Genomic DNA, 16,132 nt, shown 5'->3' with positions numbered 1-16,132 from the left:
TTTGTTGAGCACCGGCATGTCTGGCAAACGATGCAACCGCCTGGCCCTCTGTGCCTTCGGATGGCAGGCCCAGCCGCTTGTCGTGGCGTTTCTTGCCGGCTGGATGATGGTGCTGGTAATGACCCTCTGCGCGTCTCAGGCCGGTGCGCAGAGCATGACATTCACGGATATCGCCGGGCGAAGTGTGAAACTACCTCATCCGGCCCGTCGTATCGTCCTTGCCGATGGGCATTTGCTGACGGCTTTGGCCTTGCTGGAATCCGATCCTGCGGAACGCGTGGTTGGCTGGGCGGAAAATCTGGCCCGGTTCGACCCGTCCACCTATGAACAATACAGACGGCATTTCCCCGGGATCGCGGATATTCCCCTCGTCGGTGGAACGACAGCCGACACATTCTCGGTCGAAAAAGCCTTGAGCCTCAATCCGGATCTGGTCGTCATCCCGCTTTGGTTCGGCACTTCCACGCGGCTGGAAACGCAGCTTACCGCCGCGGGTATCGCTGTGGCATATGTCGATTTCTTCAACGATCCGTTCAGGAACACCACCGCCAGCATCAGGATACTCGGCAAGGCGATCGGACAGGAGAACCGCGCCGAGGCCTATGTCGCCTTCTACGAAAGCCACATGCAGCGCATTGCCGACAGGCTGGCTGGCGCCAACGCCCCCCGGCCGAAGGTGCTGCTGCATGCGCGGGCCGGTGGCTGGGACTGTTGCTGGTCCGCGGGCGGCAGCGTGGGCGAGTTCATCGAGTTCGCCGGCGGCGACAATATCGCCAAACCGGTGGTGAAAGGCGCTACTGGCCAGCTAGGCCTCGAATATATCCTGTCGCAGGATCCTGACGTCTACATTGCCGCCGGCGGCGCCGATCTGCCAGGCAGAGGCGGTTTCGCGGTCGGGCCTGGCGTTCAGCAGGCGACGGTCCAGTCCGCGCTTGAGGCCGCCGCGCAAGAGCCGACCATCGGCTTGCTTTCGGCTTTCGCCAAGGGCCGCGCGCACGCGCTTTGGCTCTTCTTTTTTCATTCGCCGACCAATGTCCTTGCGGCTGAGGCAATGGCGAAATGGTTTCACCCGGACCTCTTTGCCGATATCGATCCACAACGCACGCTTACAGAAATCAATGAGAAGTTTCTCGCGGTTCCTATGGAGGGGACCTATTGGGCCGATCTGACACCGCGATCGGCTGCCGGACCGACGCGCTGATCATGGCAGCCCCCGCGATTCATGAAACACATCCGGCGTTAGTTGCCTATGCCAGGACGACGCGTCGCCGCATCTGGATCGTGGCAGGCCTTTTTGCATTTCTGTTTGGCGCATTCGTTCTCGATCTCGCGACCGGGCCGTCCGGTCTGGGTTTTAGAGAAATGGCAAGTGCGATCCTTTCGCCGGAAACCCTTCCACGCGCGACGAGTGTGATCGTTTGGCAAGTGCGCCTGCCGGTGGCCGTCACCGCCATAGTTGTCGGCGCCGCCTTGTCGCTTGCGGGTGCAGAAATGCAGACGATCCTCGACAATCCACTGGCCGAACCCTTCACGCTGGGCGTTTCTTCGGCAGCGTCGTTCGGCGCGGCGCTGGCGATCGTGCTCGGCGTCGGCATTCCTGGCTTGCCAGCCCAATGGCTTGTGGCTGCAAACGCATTCCTCTTCGCCTTCGCGGCAGTTCTCGTTCTCCAACTGCTGACTCAGGCAAAGGGAGCCGGTGTGGAAACGCTGGTGCTTTTCGGAATTGCGCTGGTGTTCGCTTTCAATGCCCTGCTTGCCATGCTGCAACTCATCGCTTCAGCCGATGCACTGCAGCAGGTTGTTTTCTGGGGCATGGGCAGCCTTGCAAGATCGGACTGGACATCAGTTTCCGTTCTGATGCTGATCCTCGTTCTGGTCTCGCCGTGGTCATTTGCCGTCGCCGGACGATTGACGGCGTTGCGTCTGGGGGAGGATCGTGCCCGGAGTTTCGGCATCAACGTCAAGTGGCTTCGCTTCAATTCTCTGCTGCGGGCAAGTCTGCTGGCTGCGACCGCGGTCGCCTTTGTCGGCACGATTGGGTTCATCGGTCTTGTCGGACCGCACATTGCCCGCATGCTGGTCGGCGAGGGCCATCGGTTCTACCTGCCGGCAAGCGCGCTGACGGGCGCGCTCATCCTTTCGCTCGCCTCGGTGGCCAGCAAGATAATCATACCGGGGGTACTGATCCCCGTAGGCGTTCTCACAGCGCTCATCGGGCTACCGATGTTCCTTGCGCTAATACTTCGGCGACGGTGATGACAATGACCAGTCTCATCGTATCGCGACTTACCACGGGCTACCGGCACAAAGCGGTGTTGAGTGATCTCAGCCTGGCCCCGTTTCCCGCCGGCACGCTGACCGCGATACTCGGCCCAAACGCTGGGGGAAAATCCACACTGCTGCGGGCCTTGGCGGGTCTCGTGCAGGCTAGCGGTTCCGTACGCCTCGGTGATCTGGAACTGACTCGCATGGGATTGGCCGCGCGTGCTCGCCATGTCGGCTTCATGCCTCAGTCCCTGCCGCGCACCACCGAATTGACGGTTCTGGAAGCGGTAATCAGCGCGATCAAGGCGATCCCTGCCGGATCGCTCACAGCCGCTACGCGCGAGGTGAATCGAAAGGCGATAGCAACACTCGAACGCCTTGCCATTGCCGATCTGGCCATGGAGCGGCTTGATCGTCTTTCCGGTGGGCAACGCCAGCTTGCGAGCCTTGCTCAGTCGATCGTGCGCGATCCCGCGCTGCTGCTGCTCGACGAACCGACGAGCGCGCTCGATCTTCGCCATCAGGTGGACGTGATGGAGGTCGTGAGCGAACTGACGGCGGAAGGGCGGATTGTTGTGGCCGTGCTGCATGATCTCAACCTCGCGGCCCGCTGGGCTGACAGGATCGTCCTGCTCAACCACGGAAGTCTGCACAGTCAGGGAAATCCCGAGAAAGTTTTGACCCCGCAGACCCTCGCCGAGGTCTACGGGGTTCGGGCGCGCGTCGAACGCTGCTCGCAAGGTTGGCTGCAGATCGTCGTCGACGGGCGCCATAGAGAGAATCCCGCCTCACGCCCAGAATCATCAATTCAGGAAAATACCGTCTCATGACAAAACTGACGTCTCGCGCCGAGGTCGCTCTGTCGACGCCGCAACATTATATCGCGGAAGTCTTCGAACATTTCGCCGAAGAAGTACCGACGATTTTCTCGGGCCGGATGGGCCGCGCGGTATTTCCATGGGGCATCGGCACAATGGATGTGACCGACCAGGGTCTGCACCTTTATGCCGAGGCTGGCGATCTCACGTCGCTCGCGACTGTCAGGGATGTGCTGGCCAGCCATCTCGAAGAGTTCGCATGGCGCGAAAAGCCGGATATCCGGTGGACGGGTGATGGATGCGACACGAGTGTCGTGCCCAATCTGAGGATCATGACGGTCACGGCATTCACCGACCTGACGCCGCGCATGCGCCGTATCACGCTGCAAGGCACGGATCTCGACTGGTTCACCAGCGGTGATCCCCATATTTGGCTGCTGTTTCCGCCAGCCGATCTGGAGGTTCCCGAATGGCCGGTGCTCGGCCCCAATGGACGACCGGCCTGGCCGCCATACGGCAAGCGTCCGGCCACACGCACCTATACGATCCGCCGCATCGATGTGGCAGCCGGCGAGGTCGATGTCGATTTCGTGCTGCATGGCGATCAAGGCGTTGCAAGCGCCTGGGCCGAGGCCGTACGCCCCGGTGATGTGATCGGCATGATGGGGCCGGGCGGTGGCAGCATGCCGCCGATGGACTGGTGCCTGCTTGCCGGCGACGAAACCGCGATCCCGGCGATCGCCAGAATGCTCGAGTTGTTGCCGGATACGTCACGCGGCGTCGTGTTGATCGAGGTGGCTGCCAGGGGCGAGGAACAGCAGCTTTCATCTCCGGCTGGCATCAAGGTCAGATGGCTGTATCGCAACGGTGTCGCCGCAGGGCGCTCAACCTTGCTCGAAGAGGCGGTGAAGGCAATCCAGCCTCCAAGCGATGTAACGTTCGGCCTGTGGGTGGGCGCGGAATCGGCGACGGCGCGCGCCTTGCGAACCTATTGGCGCAAGGAGCTCGGCCTCTCTCGCACGAACACGCGTGCGGTAAGTTTCTGGAAGCTCGGTGTCAGCGAAAGCGACCACCAGCGGCCGCATGATTAATCGATAAGGCAGCTACGGCTAACCGTTCTACATCAGAGACACTCAGGGCAGTGAATCGGGAGAAGGACTCGCGTATCCCAAGGCGCGTGAGAACTTTGCGGCTTCAAGCCGGATCACTTCTTTTACGTGCCTGAATGCGTCACCCTCGGCCCGGGTTGTCGGTACGGTGACGCCGATCACCGCATGAACGGTGCCGTCCACGCCGAGGACCGGGGCTGCGGCACCGCTAACGCCCTCGTTGAATTCGTCGAATGCCACTGATACGCCTTCCTCGACCGCCTTTGCTATATGGGCCCTGAGTGAAGGCAGCGTCGTTATCGTGCTGGTTGTGAAGGATTGCAGCGGAAGCCTGAGCCGTTTCAATTTTTCTTCGGTGTCGACCATCAGAAAAGCCTTGCCCAAAGACGAGCAGTGTATAGGCGAGCGGCTGCCAAGCGGCGAAAAGGTCTGCACAGGGCGTGAGGAAGCGCACTTTTCGATGATCACGACTTCCTGGTCGTCGATGATGGCGAGAACCGAAGTTTCCTCCAACTCGCGCCCGATCTGTTCAAGGTAAGGGCGACCCCAGGCGCGGATGTCGAGCCGCTGGAAGGCGCGCACGCCTATCTCCCACAGCTTGGTGGTGATCATGTAGCGACCGTTCGGTTCGTCCTGCTGGACAAAGCCGTGCTGGCTCATGGTCTCAAGCATCCGATAGGTGGTGCTTTTGTTCATGCCCAACTCGCGCGACAATTCCGCAAGCCGTACGGGTGTGTCGTATGTGGACAGGAGTTCCAGCACCTTCAACGCTTTTTCGACGGTTCCTGACATGTGCTGTTCTCCTTCCGCTGCAGTGTGCCGCAAGTCGGCTCACCAAATCAGCGGTTGTGCGCAAATTCGCTTGTTCTGGTTGGCGTTTCAAGGCCACCCCGCCGTTACAACCGGAATGCGGGCTGGAAAACCTGTCGCCGCGCATTCCGCATCCGGTTGCTCCGGTCAGCCGCGCGACTCGACCTTTTCGACCTCGCCACCGGCAGCGCGCCAGGTAGTGAAACCGCCGGTGACATGGGCGACCGGCCCCAGACCCATTTCCTGCGCGGTGCGCGCCGACAGCGCGGAACGCCAACCCGAGGCGCAGTAGAAAACGAAAGTCTTGTCTTCCTGGAAGATCGGCTTGGCATAGGGGCTTTCAGGGTCGATCCAGAATTCAAGCATGCCACGAGTGCAATGGAAAGCACCAGGAATCTTGCCCTCGCGCGTCAACTCGCGCGGATCGCGCAAATCCACGAAGACGACATCCTCGTGCTTCTGGAGAGTAATCGCCTCATCAGGCGTCAAGCTCTTGACCACGGCATTGGCCGCTTCCAGCATGGCTTTGTAGCCCAGTGTGATTTTCGAAGGCACTCGGTCGCTCCTTAATCCCTGATTTGAAATTCCCGACATGAATGCCGCGTCGAGCGGCATTTCATAATGATTGCGCTTCTTGACAGGAATGTCAAAGATATGAAACATTGGTTCATATATTAAAACGCTTGGCCTGTCCAACCTGCAGGTCCCCGATCGTCAACAGAGGACGCCTCGCATGTCACTTTCTCTGACCGAAGATCAGCGCATGGTCGCCGAAGGTGTGCGCGCCTTTGTCGAGACCGAACTGCAGCCGCATGAAGAGCTGATCGAGAAGCTGGATATCGTTCCTGACGAGCTGTTCCGCGAGATCCAGCAAAAGGCGATCGCGGCGGGTTATTATGCAATGAATATGCCGGAAGAATTCGGCGGCGGCGGCCTGGGCCAGAGCCTGCGCTGCGTTGCCGAGGTCGAATTCGGCCGTACAAGCCGCGCGCTGCATGTCATCTGCAACCGTCCGGCGCCAATCCTGAAGGCTTGTGCAGGCGACCAGATCGAAACCTATCTCAAGCCGACGATCAGCGGCGAGCGCTGGGAATGTTTCGCTTTGACGGAGCCTGGAGCAGGTTCGGATGCGCGATCGATCATCACCCGCGCGACGAAGGATGGCGACGATTATATCGTCAATGGAACCAAGCAGTTCATCACCATGGCGATGCGCGCCGACTTCATCATCCTGTTCGCCGTTACCGGCGTTGATGAGACGCCGAAAGGTCCGCAAAAGCGCATCACCGCCTTTCTGGTAGACAAGGACACGCCAGGGATCGAAGTCGCGCCGATCGACGTGGTGTCAAACCGCGGCATGAAGTCCTGCATCATTTCGTTTCAGGATGTCCGTGTTCCTGCGCGCAATATTCTTGGTGAGGAAGGTGGCGGCTTTGCAATCGCGAAGAACTGGATCTTCTCGGGGCGGGTTATGCTGGCAGCGAATTGCATCGGCGTGGCCGAGCGCGCGATGGGTATTGCCGCGCAATGGGCCAATACCCGTAAAGCCTTCGGTCAGACCATCGGCCGTTTCCAGGGAACTGCCTTCAAACTCGCTGACATGGCGATGGAGATCCATGCGACGCGACTGATGGTGCTGGATGCCGCCGCCAAGATGGAAGCGGGCGTCATCACCCAGCGTGAAGCCTCTCAGGTCAATCTCTTCGGTTCCGAAATGGCAGGTCGCGTTACCGACAATGCCATGCAGATCCTCGGCGGTATGGGTGTGACCAAGGAAATGCCGCTCGAACGCTTCTGGCGCGACGTGCGCGTCGAGCGAATTTGGGAAGGCACTTCAGAAATCCACCGGGACATCATTTCCAAGGATGTGCTGCGGGAGTTCCAGGCATGAGCGAAGGTTCGCGTGTAAGGGTCGAGGCAAACGGCCCGATCCTCGAGATCACTTTTGATCATCCCCCAGCGCATGCCTTCAATCAGCAGGCCAGCCGCGATCTTGATGCCGCTCTGACCCGGTTGAACACTGATCCGGCGCTGCGGGTGGCGATCGTCACAGCGACCGGTGAACGGATGTTCTCGGCCGGCTGGGACCTCAAGGCCGTGGCTGCGGGGGAGAATGGCGAAGATTTCGGTCCGCATGGATTCATGGGGCTGAACCGGCATGATCTGCAGAAGCCGGTGATTGTTGCAGTCAACGGGCTCGCTGTCGGTGGTGGTTTCGAATTTGCGTTGAATGCGACACTGGTGATCGCTGCGCCGCATGTGGAGTTCGGTCTGCCCGAACTGCAGCGCGGTTTCATTCCAGAGGCCGGAGGTCTGTGGCGCGCGCATCGCCGCCTGCCGGTGAACATCGCTTCGGAACTGCTGCTGACTGGTCGCCGGCTCAGCGCGCAAGAGGGTAGGCAATACGGTTTCGTCAACCGCATCGTACCGTCGGATCAGCTGCTGACGGTGGCGCGCGAGATGGCGGGTCAGATCATCACCGCCGCGCCGCTCGCAGTTGCAGCACTGCTTGAGGTGACCCGTGAGGTCGAGGTGCTCTCGGACCGCGCGGCATTCGAAAGAATTTATTCCGGTCTGCCTGCACGCGACCGGATGCGCGCATCCGAAGATTTTCACGAAGGGCCGCGGGCATTTGCCGAAAAACGCGCGCCCCGCTGGACAGGAAAATAAGCCATGGACTTCGAAATTAGCGATGAACAGCGTTTGATGCGCGACAGCCTGCGGACCTTCCTGACCAAGGAATGTCCGATCGAATATGTGCGTGCCTGCGACGAGGAAGAGCGCTTCCCCTTCGAACTGTATGAAAAACTCGCAGCCGAGGGCTGGCTTGGCCTGCCGATCGCCGAGGAATATGGCGGAATGGGTGGCAGCTGCGCCGATCTGGCGGTGTTCCTGGAAGAATTCGCCATGCATTTCGAGGCGGGCGCGAACATCTATTACACCACTGTCGTGATTGCGACGGACGCGATCACCCATTTCGGGACCGAAGAACAGAAACGCGAACTGCTGCCGAAATTGGCCAAGGGAGAGATCCGCTTTGCCTTCTCGCTGTCGGAGCCGAACTCGGGTTCTGACGCCGCCTCGCTGCGCACCCGCGCAGTGCTGGAAGGTGAGGAATGGGTGATCAACGGGCAGAAGATGTTCTGCTCGTGCGCGCAGGAGGCCGACTACATCCTGTTGATGGCCCGCTCGGATGTGGATGCGCCGAAGCACAAGGGCATCACCATGTTCCTGCTCGACCCCAAAACGCCGGGCGTGGAAATCCGCAAGCTGAAGAAGCTCGGCCTGAAGCCGATGGATTTGAACGAGATATTCCTCACCGATGTCCGGCTGCCGAAAGACGCGGTCATCGGCACGGTGAATGCCGGTTGGACCAATGCGCTGAAAACGCTGGATTATGAGCGTTGCTGCCTGTCGGCGGTCAACGTCGGTGCTGCACAGAGCTGCCTCGACAAGATCCTTGCTTACACTGCCGAGCGCGAACAGTTTGGCCAGAAGATCAACAGTTTCCAGCTGACCCGCGCGAAGCTTGCCGATATGGACATGGAGATCGAGGCCGCACGCCTGCTGCTCTATCGCAGTGCGAACCTTGTCGATCGGGGCATTCCGAACAACAAGGAAAGCGCCATGGCCAACCTCTTCTCGTCGGAAACCTATGTCCGCGGATCGCTGAACGGCATGCGGATGATGGGCGGCTGGGGTTATCTCATGGAATATGACATGCAGCGCCACTTCCGCGACTCGAAGCTGGCCGAGATCGGCGGCGGCACGTCCGAGATTTTGCGCATCATCATCTCTCGGGAATTGACGAAATGAGTGATGCGCCGAGGGACCGTATTGCCACGCGCGCGGTTCACGCCGGGTTCGCGCCGGCCGAAAACCTCGGCGCAGTCACGCCGCCCATCTATCAAAGCGCCACCTTCATCTCGGCGAACACCGAGGAGCTGGAGGAAATCAACGAGGGAAAGCGGCGCGGATTCGTCTATTCCCGCATACGCAACCCCACCGTTCTGGCCGCCGAACAACGCATCGCCGCGCTGGAGGAGGCGGAATCGGCGGTGCTTTTCGCTTCGGGCATGGCCGCTGTTGCGGGCGCGCTTGCTCCTTTCCTGTGTGCCGGCGATGAATTGGTGGCGCTGCCCGATATCTACGGCGGCACCATCCGTCATTTCAACGATATCCTGCCACGCCAAGGCGTGAGCGTTCGCTGGGCCGCATCGCTCGCGCCCGAGGATGTCGAAGCCTGCATCACAGAAAAGACGAAGATAATCTATGCCGAGACGCCGACCAATCCGCTGGTGCGAGTTGTCGACCTCCCGGCGCTGTCGGAGCTTGCCCGCAAGGCCGGCGCCAAGTTGATTGTCGACGGCACTCTCGGTGGTCCGATGAACCAGCGGCCGCTGCAGCTCGGCGTCGATCTGGTGATCCATAGCGCTTCTAAGTACCTGAATGGACATGGCGATCTGATCGTCGGCACTGTCGTAGGTTCGCGCAAGCTGACGCGCGAGATACGCTCGCTGCAGCAGGCTGCGGGCGCAATCATGGACCCGCATGGCGCCTGGCTTTTGATACGCGGCATGGCGACCTATCCGCTGCGCATGGCACAGCACAATCGAGCAGGGCTCGAGGTGGCGCGCTTCCTTGCCGCTGATCCGAGAGTGAGCAAGGTCCATTACCCCGGCCTGCCTGACCATCTGGACCATGAGCTGGCGAAACGCCAGATGAGCGGCTTCGGCGGGCTTTTGTCCTTCGAACTCAAGGATCCAGGCCACGCGCGCCATGTCGTCGATGCAACGCGGCTGTTCGGCATCGGCCCCTCGATAGGCGGGGTCGAAAGCCTGATCAGCCAGCCCGGCAACACCTCGCATCATTCGGTCTCGCTCGAGCGGCGGCGGGAGATGGGGATTTCCGACGGGCTGGTGCGGATATCGCTCGGCATCGAGGATATCGAAGACCTGATTGCCGATCTTTCCCAGGCCCTGGAGGGATGCAAATGACCGATCTCGTGATCGCCAACGGAACCGTCGTTCTGCCGGAAGGTCCACGCCAGGCGGATGTCCTGATCCGCGGCGAGGCCATTCTGGATATCGTTGATCCCGGCACCGGCCGTGGCGAGACGATGGTGGATGCCACAGGCAAGATCGTGCTGCCGGGCGGTGTCGATCCGCATGTCCACCTGATGATCGGCTTCATGGGTCAGCGCAGCGTCTATGACTTCGAAAGCGGCGGGATAGCGGCTCTGCGTGGCGGCACCACGACCGTGATTGATTTCGCTTTGCAGCGGCGTGGCGGCTCGATGCTGGCGGGGCTCAAGCATCGCCGCAAACAGGCTGATCCTGTAGTGACGCTGGATTACGGCCTGCACCTGATCGCCACCGACGTGAATGCCGAAAGCCTAGCCGAACTCGCGCAGCTGCGGGCCGAGGGTGTCTCCTCGCTCAAGGTCTACACCGTCTATGAAGAAGACGGGTTGAAGCTCGAGGATGGCGCGCTTTATGCGTTGATGCAGCAGGCGGCGAAAGACGATCTGATGCTTGTGCTGCATGCGGAGAACGCCGGTATCGTCGAGCGACTGCGCGCCGAGGCCGTGGCCGCAGGTCACACACATCCGCGCTATCACGGGCTCACCCGCCCACCGATTTCGGAGGTCGAGGCGATTTCCCGCGCGATCCACTTCTCGCGGGATACCGGCTGTGGCGTTCATATTCTGCATCTTGTCGCTGGACAGGGTGTGGGCCTGATCGAGGAAGCGCGTCGCCGCGGCCTGCCTGTCACTGCCGAGACCTGCACTCATTTTCTGGCGCTGACCGACGAGGCCTATGAGCGCGAGAACGCCCATAACTACATTATGAGCCCTCCTCTGCGCGATGGCGACAACCAGCTTCAGCTCTGGCAGGGGCTGCGCGAAGGCGTGCTTTCCGCCGTGACTTCCGATGAGGTTTCCTATTCCGCCGCGGCCAAGGCTCTGGGGCTGCCATCCTTCGCAAATGTCGCCAATGGCTGCACCGGGATCGAAGCGCGGCTGCCGGTGCTCTTCACCCTTGGCGTGGCCGAAGGCCGGCTCAGCCTTGAGCGTTTTGCAGAGGTCTTTTCGACCTGGCCGGCGCGGATATTCGGATTGGGCGACCGCAAGGGGCAGATCGCGAAGGGCTATGACGCCGACCTCGTCGTGATCGATCCCGAAAGCCGACGCATCATGACGCCAGCCTGCGATTATGGCGATATCGGTTACAACGTCTATGAGGGTATGTCGCTCACCGGCTGGGCACAGACTACCGTCTATCGTGGCCAGGTCACGGTGAAGGACGGGGCCTTTCTCGGTCAGAAAGGGCAGGGGCGCTTCCTGCATCGCGGCGCCTGCGACCGGCCGGTGCTGACATGAATGAAGCCGCCGCGCTGCGCGCCGACTTCGAGGCGCTGGCCGAAATCGGCCGTCACCCCGAGGGTGGGTGGGCGCGGCCGGCCTATAGCCCGGCCGATTGCGCGGCGCATGACTGGTTTTTGAACCGCGCCCGCGCGGCAGGTCTTGCTGCACGCTATGATGCTTTCGGCAATGCTGTCGCCCGGCTTGAATGGAATGCCGCTAAAGGCGCGCGCGCGGCCATTGTGCTCGGCTCGCATCTCGACACGGTGGTGAAAGGTGGTGCTTTCGACGGAGCGCTTGGCGTGCTCGTCGGGCTTGAAGTCGCGCGTCGGCTGGCTGCATCGGGCGGTGTCGGCTGTCCGGTTGAGGTCATCGCTTTTCGCGACGAGGAGGGTCGTTTCGGCCCCTTTACCGGCAGCCGTGCATTCGCAGGCACCTTGCCGCTAGAGACGCTCGACAAACTTCGCGCCGCCGATGGAGTGAGCCTGGTCGATGCCATGCGTGCAGCAGGTTTCGATCCCGCTGCCGCTACACAGGCAGCGCGCGACATGAACGGGATTGCGGCCTATCTGGAGCTGCATATTGAGCAGGGGCCCGTGCTGGAGCAGGCCGAGCTGCCGCTGGGCATCGTCTCGGCTATTGCCGGGCAGGAACGACTGTCACTTCGTTTTATCGGCCAGACCGACCACGCCGGCACCACGCCGATGGATTTGCGCCGTGACGCCTTCGCTGCCACTGCCCGCTTTGCCGATCGGTTCCGCAGCCTTGTGCTGGAAGATCAAAGCGGGACGCTGCGCGGCACCATCGGCATCGTCAATCTCACGCCCAATCAGGGCAATGTGGTTCCAGGCGAGGTGCGGCTGGGGCTCGAGATCCGCGATATCGACGAGGCGGCCGTGGAGCGCACCGCTCGGGCGACCGAGATGCTCGCCGCCGAGGTGGCAGGGGAGTTCGGGGTCGATCTGAAAAGCCGCAGTGTCTATCGCGAGGCGCCGGTGCCCATGGATGGCCGCTTGCGCGCCGCCCTCGCGACAAGCGCGCAGGAAGTGGGAGCTGCACCGATGCTGCTGCCATCGGGTGCCAACCACGATGCAGGCGTCATGGGGCGGTTGGTGCCGAGCGCGATGCTTTTCGTGCCGTCACGAGGCGGCCGTAGCCATTGCCCGGAAGAGCATACCGACTGGCCGCCGATTGCACTCGCGACCGACGTGCTGGAAGCCACCGTGCGCCGGTTGGCCGCCGACTTCAACAGTGGTTGAAGCGATTGCAATCGACATCAGGACGGCATCGTCTGCCCTGATGTTTGCTATGCGCCGCGCAGGCGAGCCACGACCGCATTACGCAAAATCTTGCCTTGACTATGATTGTTTCAAATAGAAAAACTCGATTTCGCAGTTTCTGAGGCATTTCAATCTTGAACGGTGATCGCACGGCCGGGAGATCGAAAGGTTGGGAATGAGGCAGATGGGCAGGATGATGATGCAGATCGAAGCCGGAACCTTCCAGTTGGGGACGGAGTCGCCATTCTGGCCTGCTGGCTTCGAGCCGCATCTGCCTTTCCCGGCGGGCAACGCGATCTGCAACCTTGTCCGTTCGGCGACACGCCATTCCGAGCGGCCATCGATGCATTATTACGGACGGACATTTAGCTACGCTGAGCTGCTCGACAGTGTGACGGCGCTTGCGGGTTTCCTGCAGCAGCATTGCGGCGTGAGCCGTGGTGATCGCGTTTTGCTCGATATGCAGAACTCGCCGCAATTCGTTGTCGCCTTCCATGCGATCCTGCGTGCAGATGCAGTGGTGGTACCGGTAAACCCGATGAATGTGGCGGGCGAGCTCGACTATCTTGCCTCCGACAGTGGTGCCCGTGTCGCGCTGGTCGGCGATGAACTGCTCGACCGCTTCACGGGGCTGGTACCGTCCCGGTTCGAACATGTCATCGTCGCGCGCTACGCCGATGCGGCGGCCGATCCCTGCCTGGATCCGCTGCCCGAGGTGATGCGCCGGGCACCCGTTGCCCTGCCAGAAGGACCTTTCGTGGACTTTGCCCGGGCCGTGGCCGAGGGCCGCACACCAACGCCGGTAGAGACCTCCTCGGACGATCTCGCCGTGATGCCCTACAGTTCGGGCACGACGGGCAAACCGAAAGCCTGCATGCATCACCATTCTGCGATTACCTTTACCGCGGCAGCGCAAGCGAAATGGTATGGAGTGGACGAGACCAGCGTGATGACCTCCTTCATGCCATTGTTTCATGTCGCCGGCATGCAGGCTTCGATGAGCGCGGGGATATTCGCGGGCGCTGCTCTGGTGATCATGACACGCTGGGACCGCGACCTGATCCCGGCTCTTTTCACCCGTCACCATGTCACCTGGTGGAGTGCCGCACCGACTATGATCGTCGATGTTCTGGCCAGCGCCGGTTTCTCGGACGAGACATTCGCGCATCTGAAGGTCATGACCGGCGGCGGGGCCTCGATGCCTGTGGCGGTGGCCGAGAGGCTGTTCGACCGTTACGGCTTGCGGTTCTGCGAAGGCTACGGCCTGACCGAAACGATCTCGGCTACCCACATCAATCCGCTCAGTGCACCGAAGCCGCAATGTCTTGGTCTTCCGATCTTTGACACTGCTTCGCTTGTCATCGATCCAGAGACACTTGCAGAACTGCCGCAAGGTGAAATCGGCGAGATCGTGATTGCCGGACCGCAGGTGATGGCTGGTTACTGGCAGCGACCTGAAGCCACCGAAGAGGCTTTCATCACGCGATACGGGAAGAGGTTCCTGCGCACCGGCGATCTTGGTTATGTCGACGACGAGGGCTATTTCTTTATCGTCGACCGTCTGAAGCGAATGATCAATGTCTCGGGCTTCAAGGTCTGGCCGGCGGAATGCGAGGCGCTGCTCTATCGCCATCCGGCGGTGCTGGAATGCTGTGTCATATCCGTGCCCGATGCCTATCGCGGCGAAACGGTGAAGGCCGTGATCGCGCTGCGCCAGAATTATCAGGGCAAGGTTACGGCCGAGGACATTGCAGATTTCGCGCGCACCGTCATGGCAGGTTACAAAGTGCCCCGGCTGATTGAATTCGTCACGAGCCTGCCTCACTCGGGCAGCAACAAGATCGACTGGCGCAAGCTGCAGGATGCAGAGTGGAGCAAAGCGGGTGACTGAACAGATCTGGTATGAGGATTTCACGCCCGGCACGGTACTGACCTCGCCATCGCGGACCATTACGCTTGCCGATATCGATCGGTATGCCGATCTGACCGGCGAGCGCCACCCGGTGCACATGGACGAGGAATTTGCAAAGGCTGCGGGCTTTCGCGGCCGCATCGCACATGGGCTCTTCGGCCTCGCGCTGATCGAGGGGCTGAAGGCGGAAATCGGTTGTTTCGAGTGCAGCGTGACTGCCTCGCTCGGTTGGGACAATATCCGCTTCCTTGCGCCGCTGGAGCCGGGCGACGAGGTGCATCTGAAGCTGGAATTCGTCGATCGCCGCATGACTTCCAAACCGGGGCGCGGCATCGCGACGGAGCGTGGCATTCTGGTCAAGTCGGATGGTGTCGAGGTGACCAGCGGCGACCATAAAATCTTCCTTATCTGCCGCCCGAGGGATGGGCCTGAAGGAGCCTGACCAGAATAGATGAGCGGGGCAGAAGAATAAATAACAAGCCTAACCCGCTGCGTTCGGTTAACGGGGAACGATCGGAACGATGACAAAAATACTGTGGCGCATCCTGGGCGCGGTCCCAACGCTCTTCGGCGTGGTGCTGGCGACATTTCTTCTGACGCGGGTGCTTCCAGGCGATCCGGCGGTCTTCTTTGCTTCGAACCCCTCGATGACGGCGGCCGATATCGCGGAGGTGCGCCAGACGCTTGGCCTCGATAAATCGCTGCCTATGCAATTTCTCATCTATCTCAATGCGCTGGGGCATGGCGATCTGGGCCAGTCGATCTCGACCGGACAGGCGGTGACGACCGAACTTACAAACCGGCTGCCCGCTTCGGCCGAACTCACCATTTTTGCCTTCCTGCTGGCGGCAGGTATCGCCATACCGCTCGGCGTCCTGGCCGCGCTGCGACCGGGCTCGATCATCGACCACGCCTGCCGGCTGATCGCTACACTCGGCGTGTCGATGCCGACCTTCGTCACCGGCCTCCTGCTGGTCTATGTTTTCTACTATCTGCTCGGTGTTGCGCCCGAGCCGATTGGCCGGCTCGATCCGTTCCTCTCCAACCCGCCGGAAGTGACCGGGTTCCTGCTGATCGACTCGCTGATTGCAGGGGATTTCGAGACCTTCTGGGCGGCCGCGCGACAGATTATCCTACCCGGCGTGACCATGGCGCTTTTCGCGCTGGCACCCCTGGCGCGAATGACGCGGGCATCAATGCTGGGTGCACTTTCAAGCGAATTCGTCCGCACTGCAAAGGCGAGTGGCCTAGCTTGGCGCACGGTCGTCTTTTCGTATGCTTTCCGCAATGCGATGCTGCCGTTGGTCACCACGCTGGGGATGACCTTTTCTTACATGCTGGGCGCCAATGTACTCGTCGAGCGGGTCTTCGCCTGGCCCGGGATCGGCGCCTTCGCGCTTGATAGCCTGATCGCGCTCGACTATGCGCCGCTGCAGGGTTTCATGCTGACGATGGCCGGAATCTTCCTTCTGGTGAACCTGATCACGGATCTCACTGTTGCTGTAATCGATCCGCGTGCGGGGCTGAACAATGGCTGACGTGTTTTCACCCATGATGCGCGAGCGGTTCAAGGT

At 61.0% G+C, this 16,132-nt stretch carries 15 protein-coding genes; 13 read left to right on the top strand and 2 right to left on the bottom strand.

The features are described from left to right. Positions 1 to 16: 16 nt before the first annotated feature. Genes BM413_RS05080 through BM413_RS05065 form a run of 4 tightly spaced genes read left to right on the top strand, consistent with a single transcriptional unit; the run spans position 17 to position 4,174 of the window. Complete coding sequence (locus BM413_RS05080; RefSeq protein ID WP_091911147.1) at positions 17 to 1,201, top strand: ABC transporter substrate-binding protein; 1,185 nt, start codon at positions 17 to 19, stop codon at positions 1,199 to 1,201. Beyond that, positions 1,156 to 2,256 carry a FecCD family ABC transporter permease gene (locus BM413_RS05075; RefSeq protein WP_244537759.1) on the top strand — a complete coding sequence of 367 codons (1,101 nt, stop codon included), beginning with the start codon at positions 1,156 to 1,158 and terminating at the stop codon, positions 2,254 to 2,256. Before BM413_RS05080 ends, BM413_RS05075 begins: the two co-directional genes overlap by 46 nt. A gap of 5 nt (positions 2,257 to 2,261) precedes the next feature. Next, positions 2,262 to 3,095: an ABC transporter ATP-binding protein gene (locus BM413_RS05070; protein ID WP_244537758.1), complete on the top strand. Its 834-nt coding sequence runs from the start codon at positions 2,262 to 2,264 to the stop codon at positions 3,093 to 3,095. Next, positions 3,092 to 4,174, top strand: a complete 1,083-nt coding sequence (locus BM413_RS05065; RefSeq protein ID WP_091911026.1) for a siderophore-interacting protein — start codon at positions 3,092 to 3,094, stop codon at positions 4,172 to 4,174. The genes BM413_RS05070 and BM413_RS05065 overlap by 4 nt, the downstream gene beginning before the upstream one ends. 42 nt (positions 4,175 to 4,216) lie before the next feature. Here the strand turns inward: BM413_RS05065 and BM413_RS05060 are convergent, their stop codons facing one another. Together BM413_RS05060 and BM413_RS05055 are read right to left on the bottom strand one after the other, a co-directional pair. Further along, positions 4,217 to 4,984 (bottom strand): IclR family transcriptional regulator, encoded by a 768-nt coding sequence (locus BM413_RS05060; RefSeq protein WP_091911024.1) that lies wholly within the window; start codon positions 4,982 to 4,984, stop codon positions 4,217 to 4,219. 165 nt (positions 4,985 to 5,149) lie between these two features. Beyond that, positions 5,150 to 5,557, bottom strand: coding sequence for a rhodanese-like domain-containing protein (locus tag BM413_RS05055; RefSeq protein WP_091911144.1), 408 nt, complete (start codon positions 5,555 to 5,557; stop codon positions 5,150 to 5,152). Positions 5,558 to 5,735: 178 nt separating this feature from the next. Here BM413_RS05055 and BM413_RS05050 point away from each other — a divergent pair, with 178 nt between their 5' ends. The 9 genes from BM413_RS05050 (at position 5,736) to BM413_RS05010 (ending at position 16,096) form a co-directional block, all read left to right on the top strand. After that, positions 5,736 to 6,893, top strand: a complete 1,158-nt coding sequence (locus tag BM413_RS05050) for an acyl-CoA dehydrogenase family protein (protein ID WP_091911023.1) — start codon at positions 5,736 to 5,738, stop codon at positions 6,891 to 6,893. After that, entirely contained in the window at positions 6,890 to 7,672 is a 783-nt protein-coding gene (locus tag BM413_RS05045; protein ID WP_091911021.1) for an enoyl-CoA hydratase-related protein, read from the top strand. The genes BM413_RS05050 and BM413_RS05045 overlap by 4 nt, the downstream gene beginning before the upstream one ends. Before the next feature lie 3 nt (positions 7,673 to 7,675). Beyond that, complete coding sequence (locus BM413_RS05040) at positions 7,676 to 8,818, top strand: acyl-CoA dehydrogenase family protein (protein WP_091911019.1); 1,143 nt, start codon at positions 7,676 to 7,678, stop codon at positions 8,816 to 8,818. Further along, positions 8,815 to 9,999 carry a trans-sulfuration enzyme family protein gene (locus BM413_RS05035; RefSeq protein ID WP_091911018.1) on the top strand — a complete coding sequence of 395 codons (1,185 nt, stop codon included), beginning with the start codon at positions 8,815 to 8,817 and terminating at the stop codon, positions 9,997 to 9,999. The genes BM413_RS05040 and BM413_RS05035 overlap by 4 nt, the downstream gene beginning before the upstream one ends. Then, positions 9,996 to 11,384 carry a dihydropyrimidinase gene (gene hydA, locus BM413_RS05030; protein WP_175544244.1) on the top strand — a complete coding sequence of 463 codons (1,389 nt, stop codon included), beginning with the start codon at positions 9,996 to 9,998 and terminating at the stop codon, positions 11,382 to 11,384. The genes BM413_RS05035 and hydA overlap by 4 nt, the downstream gene beginning before the upstream one ends. Beyond that, entirely contained in the window at positions 11,381 to 12,625 is a 1,245-nt protein-coding gene (locus tag BM413_RS05025; RefSeq protein ID WP_091911014.1) for a Zn-dependent hydrolase, read from the top strand. The genes hydA and BM413_RS05025 overlap by 4 nt, the downstream gene beginning before the upstream one ends. 205 nt (positions 12,626 to 12,830) lie before the next feature. Beyond that, positions 12,831 to 14,537 carry a long-chain-fatty-acid--CoA ligase gene (locus tag BM413_RS05020; RefSeq protein WP_210188910.1) on the top strand — a complete coding sequence of 569 codons (1,707 nt, stop codon included), beginning with the start codon at positions 12,831 to 12,833 and terminating at the stop codon, positions 14,535 to 14,537. Further along, positions 14,530 to 15,000, top strand: coding sequence for a MaoC family dehydratase (locus tag BM413_RS05015; protein WP_175544243.1), 471 nt, complete (start codon positions 14,530 to 14,532; stop codon positions 14,998 to 15,000). Before BM413_RS05020 ends, BM413_RS05015 begins: the two co-directional genes overlap by 8 nt. A 79-nt stretch (positions 15,001 to 15,079) precedes the next feature. Further along, a complete protein-coding gene (locus BM413_RS05010) occupies positions 15,080 to 16,096 on the top strand; it encodes an ABC transporter permease (protein ID WP_091911011.1) in 1,017 nt (338 codons plus the stop codon). The last annotated feature ends 36 nt before the right edge of the window (positions 16,097 to 16,132 follow it).

It is taken from the genome of Mesorhizobium sp. YR577, from assembly GCF_900116595.1.
GTDB lineage: Bacteria > Pseudomonadota > Alphaproteobacteria > Rhizobiales > Rhizobiaceae > Mesorhizobium_M.
Note: the sequence above shows the minus strand (reverse complement) of the source record. Positions and strands in the feature narration are given on the sequence as shown.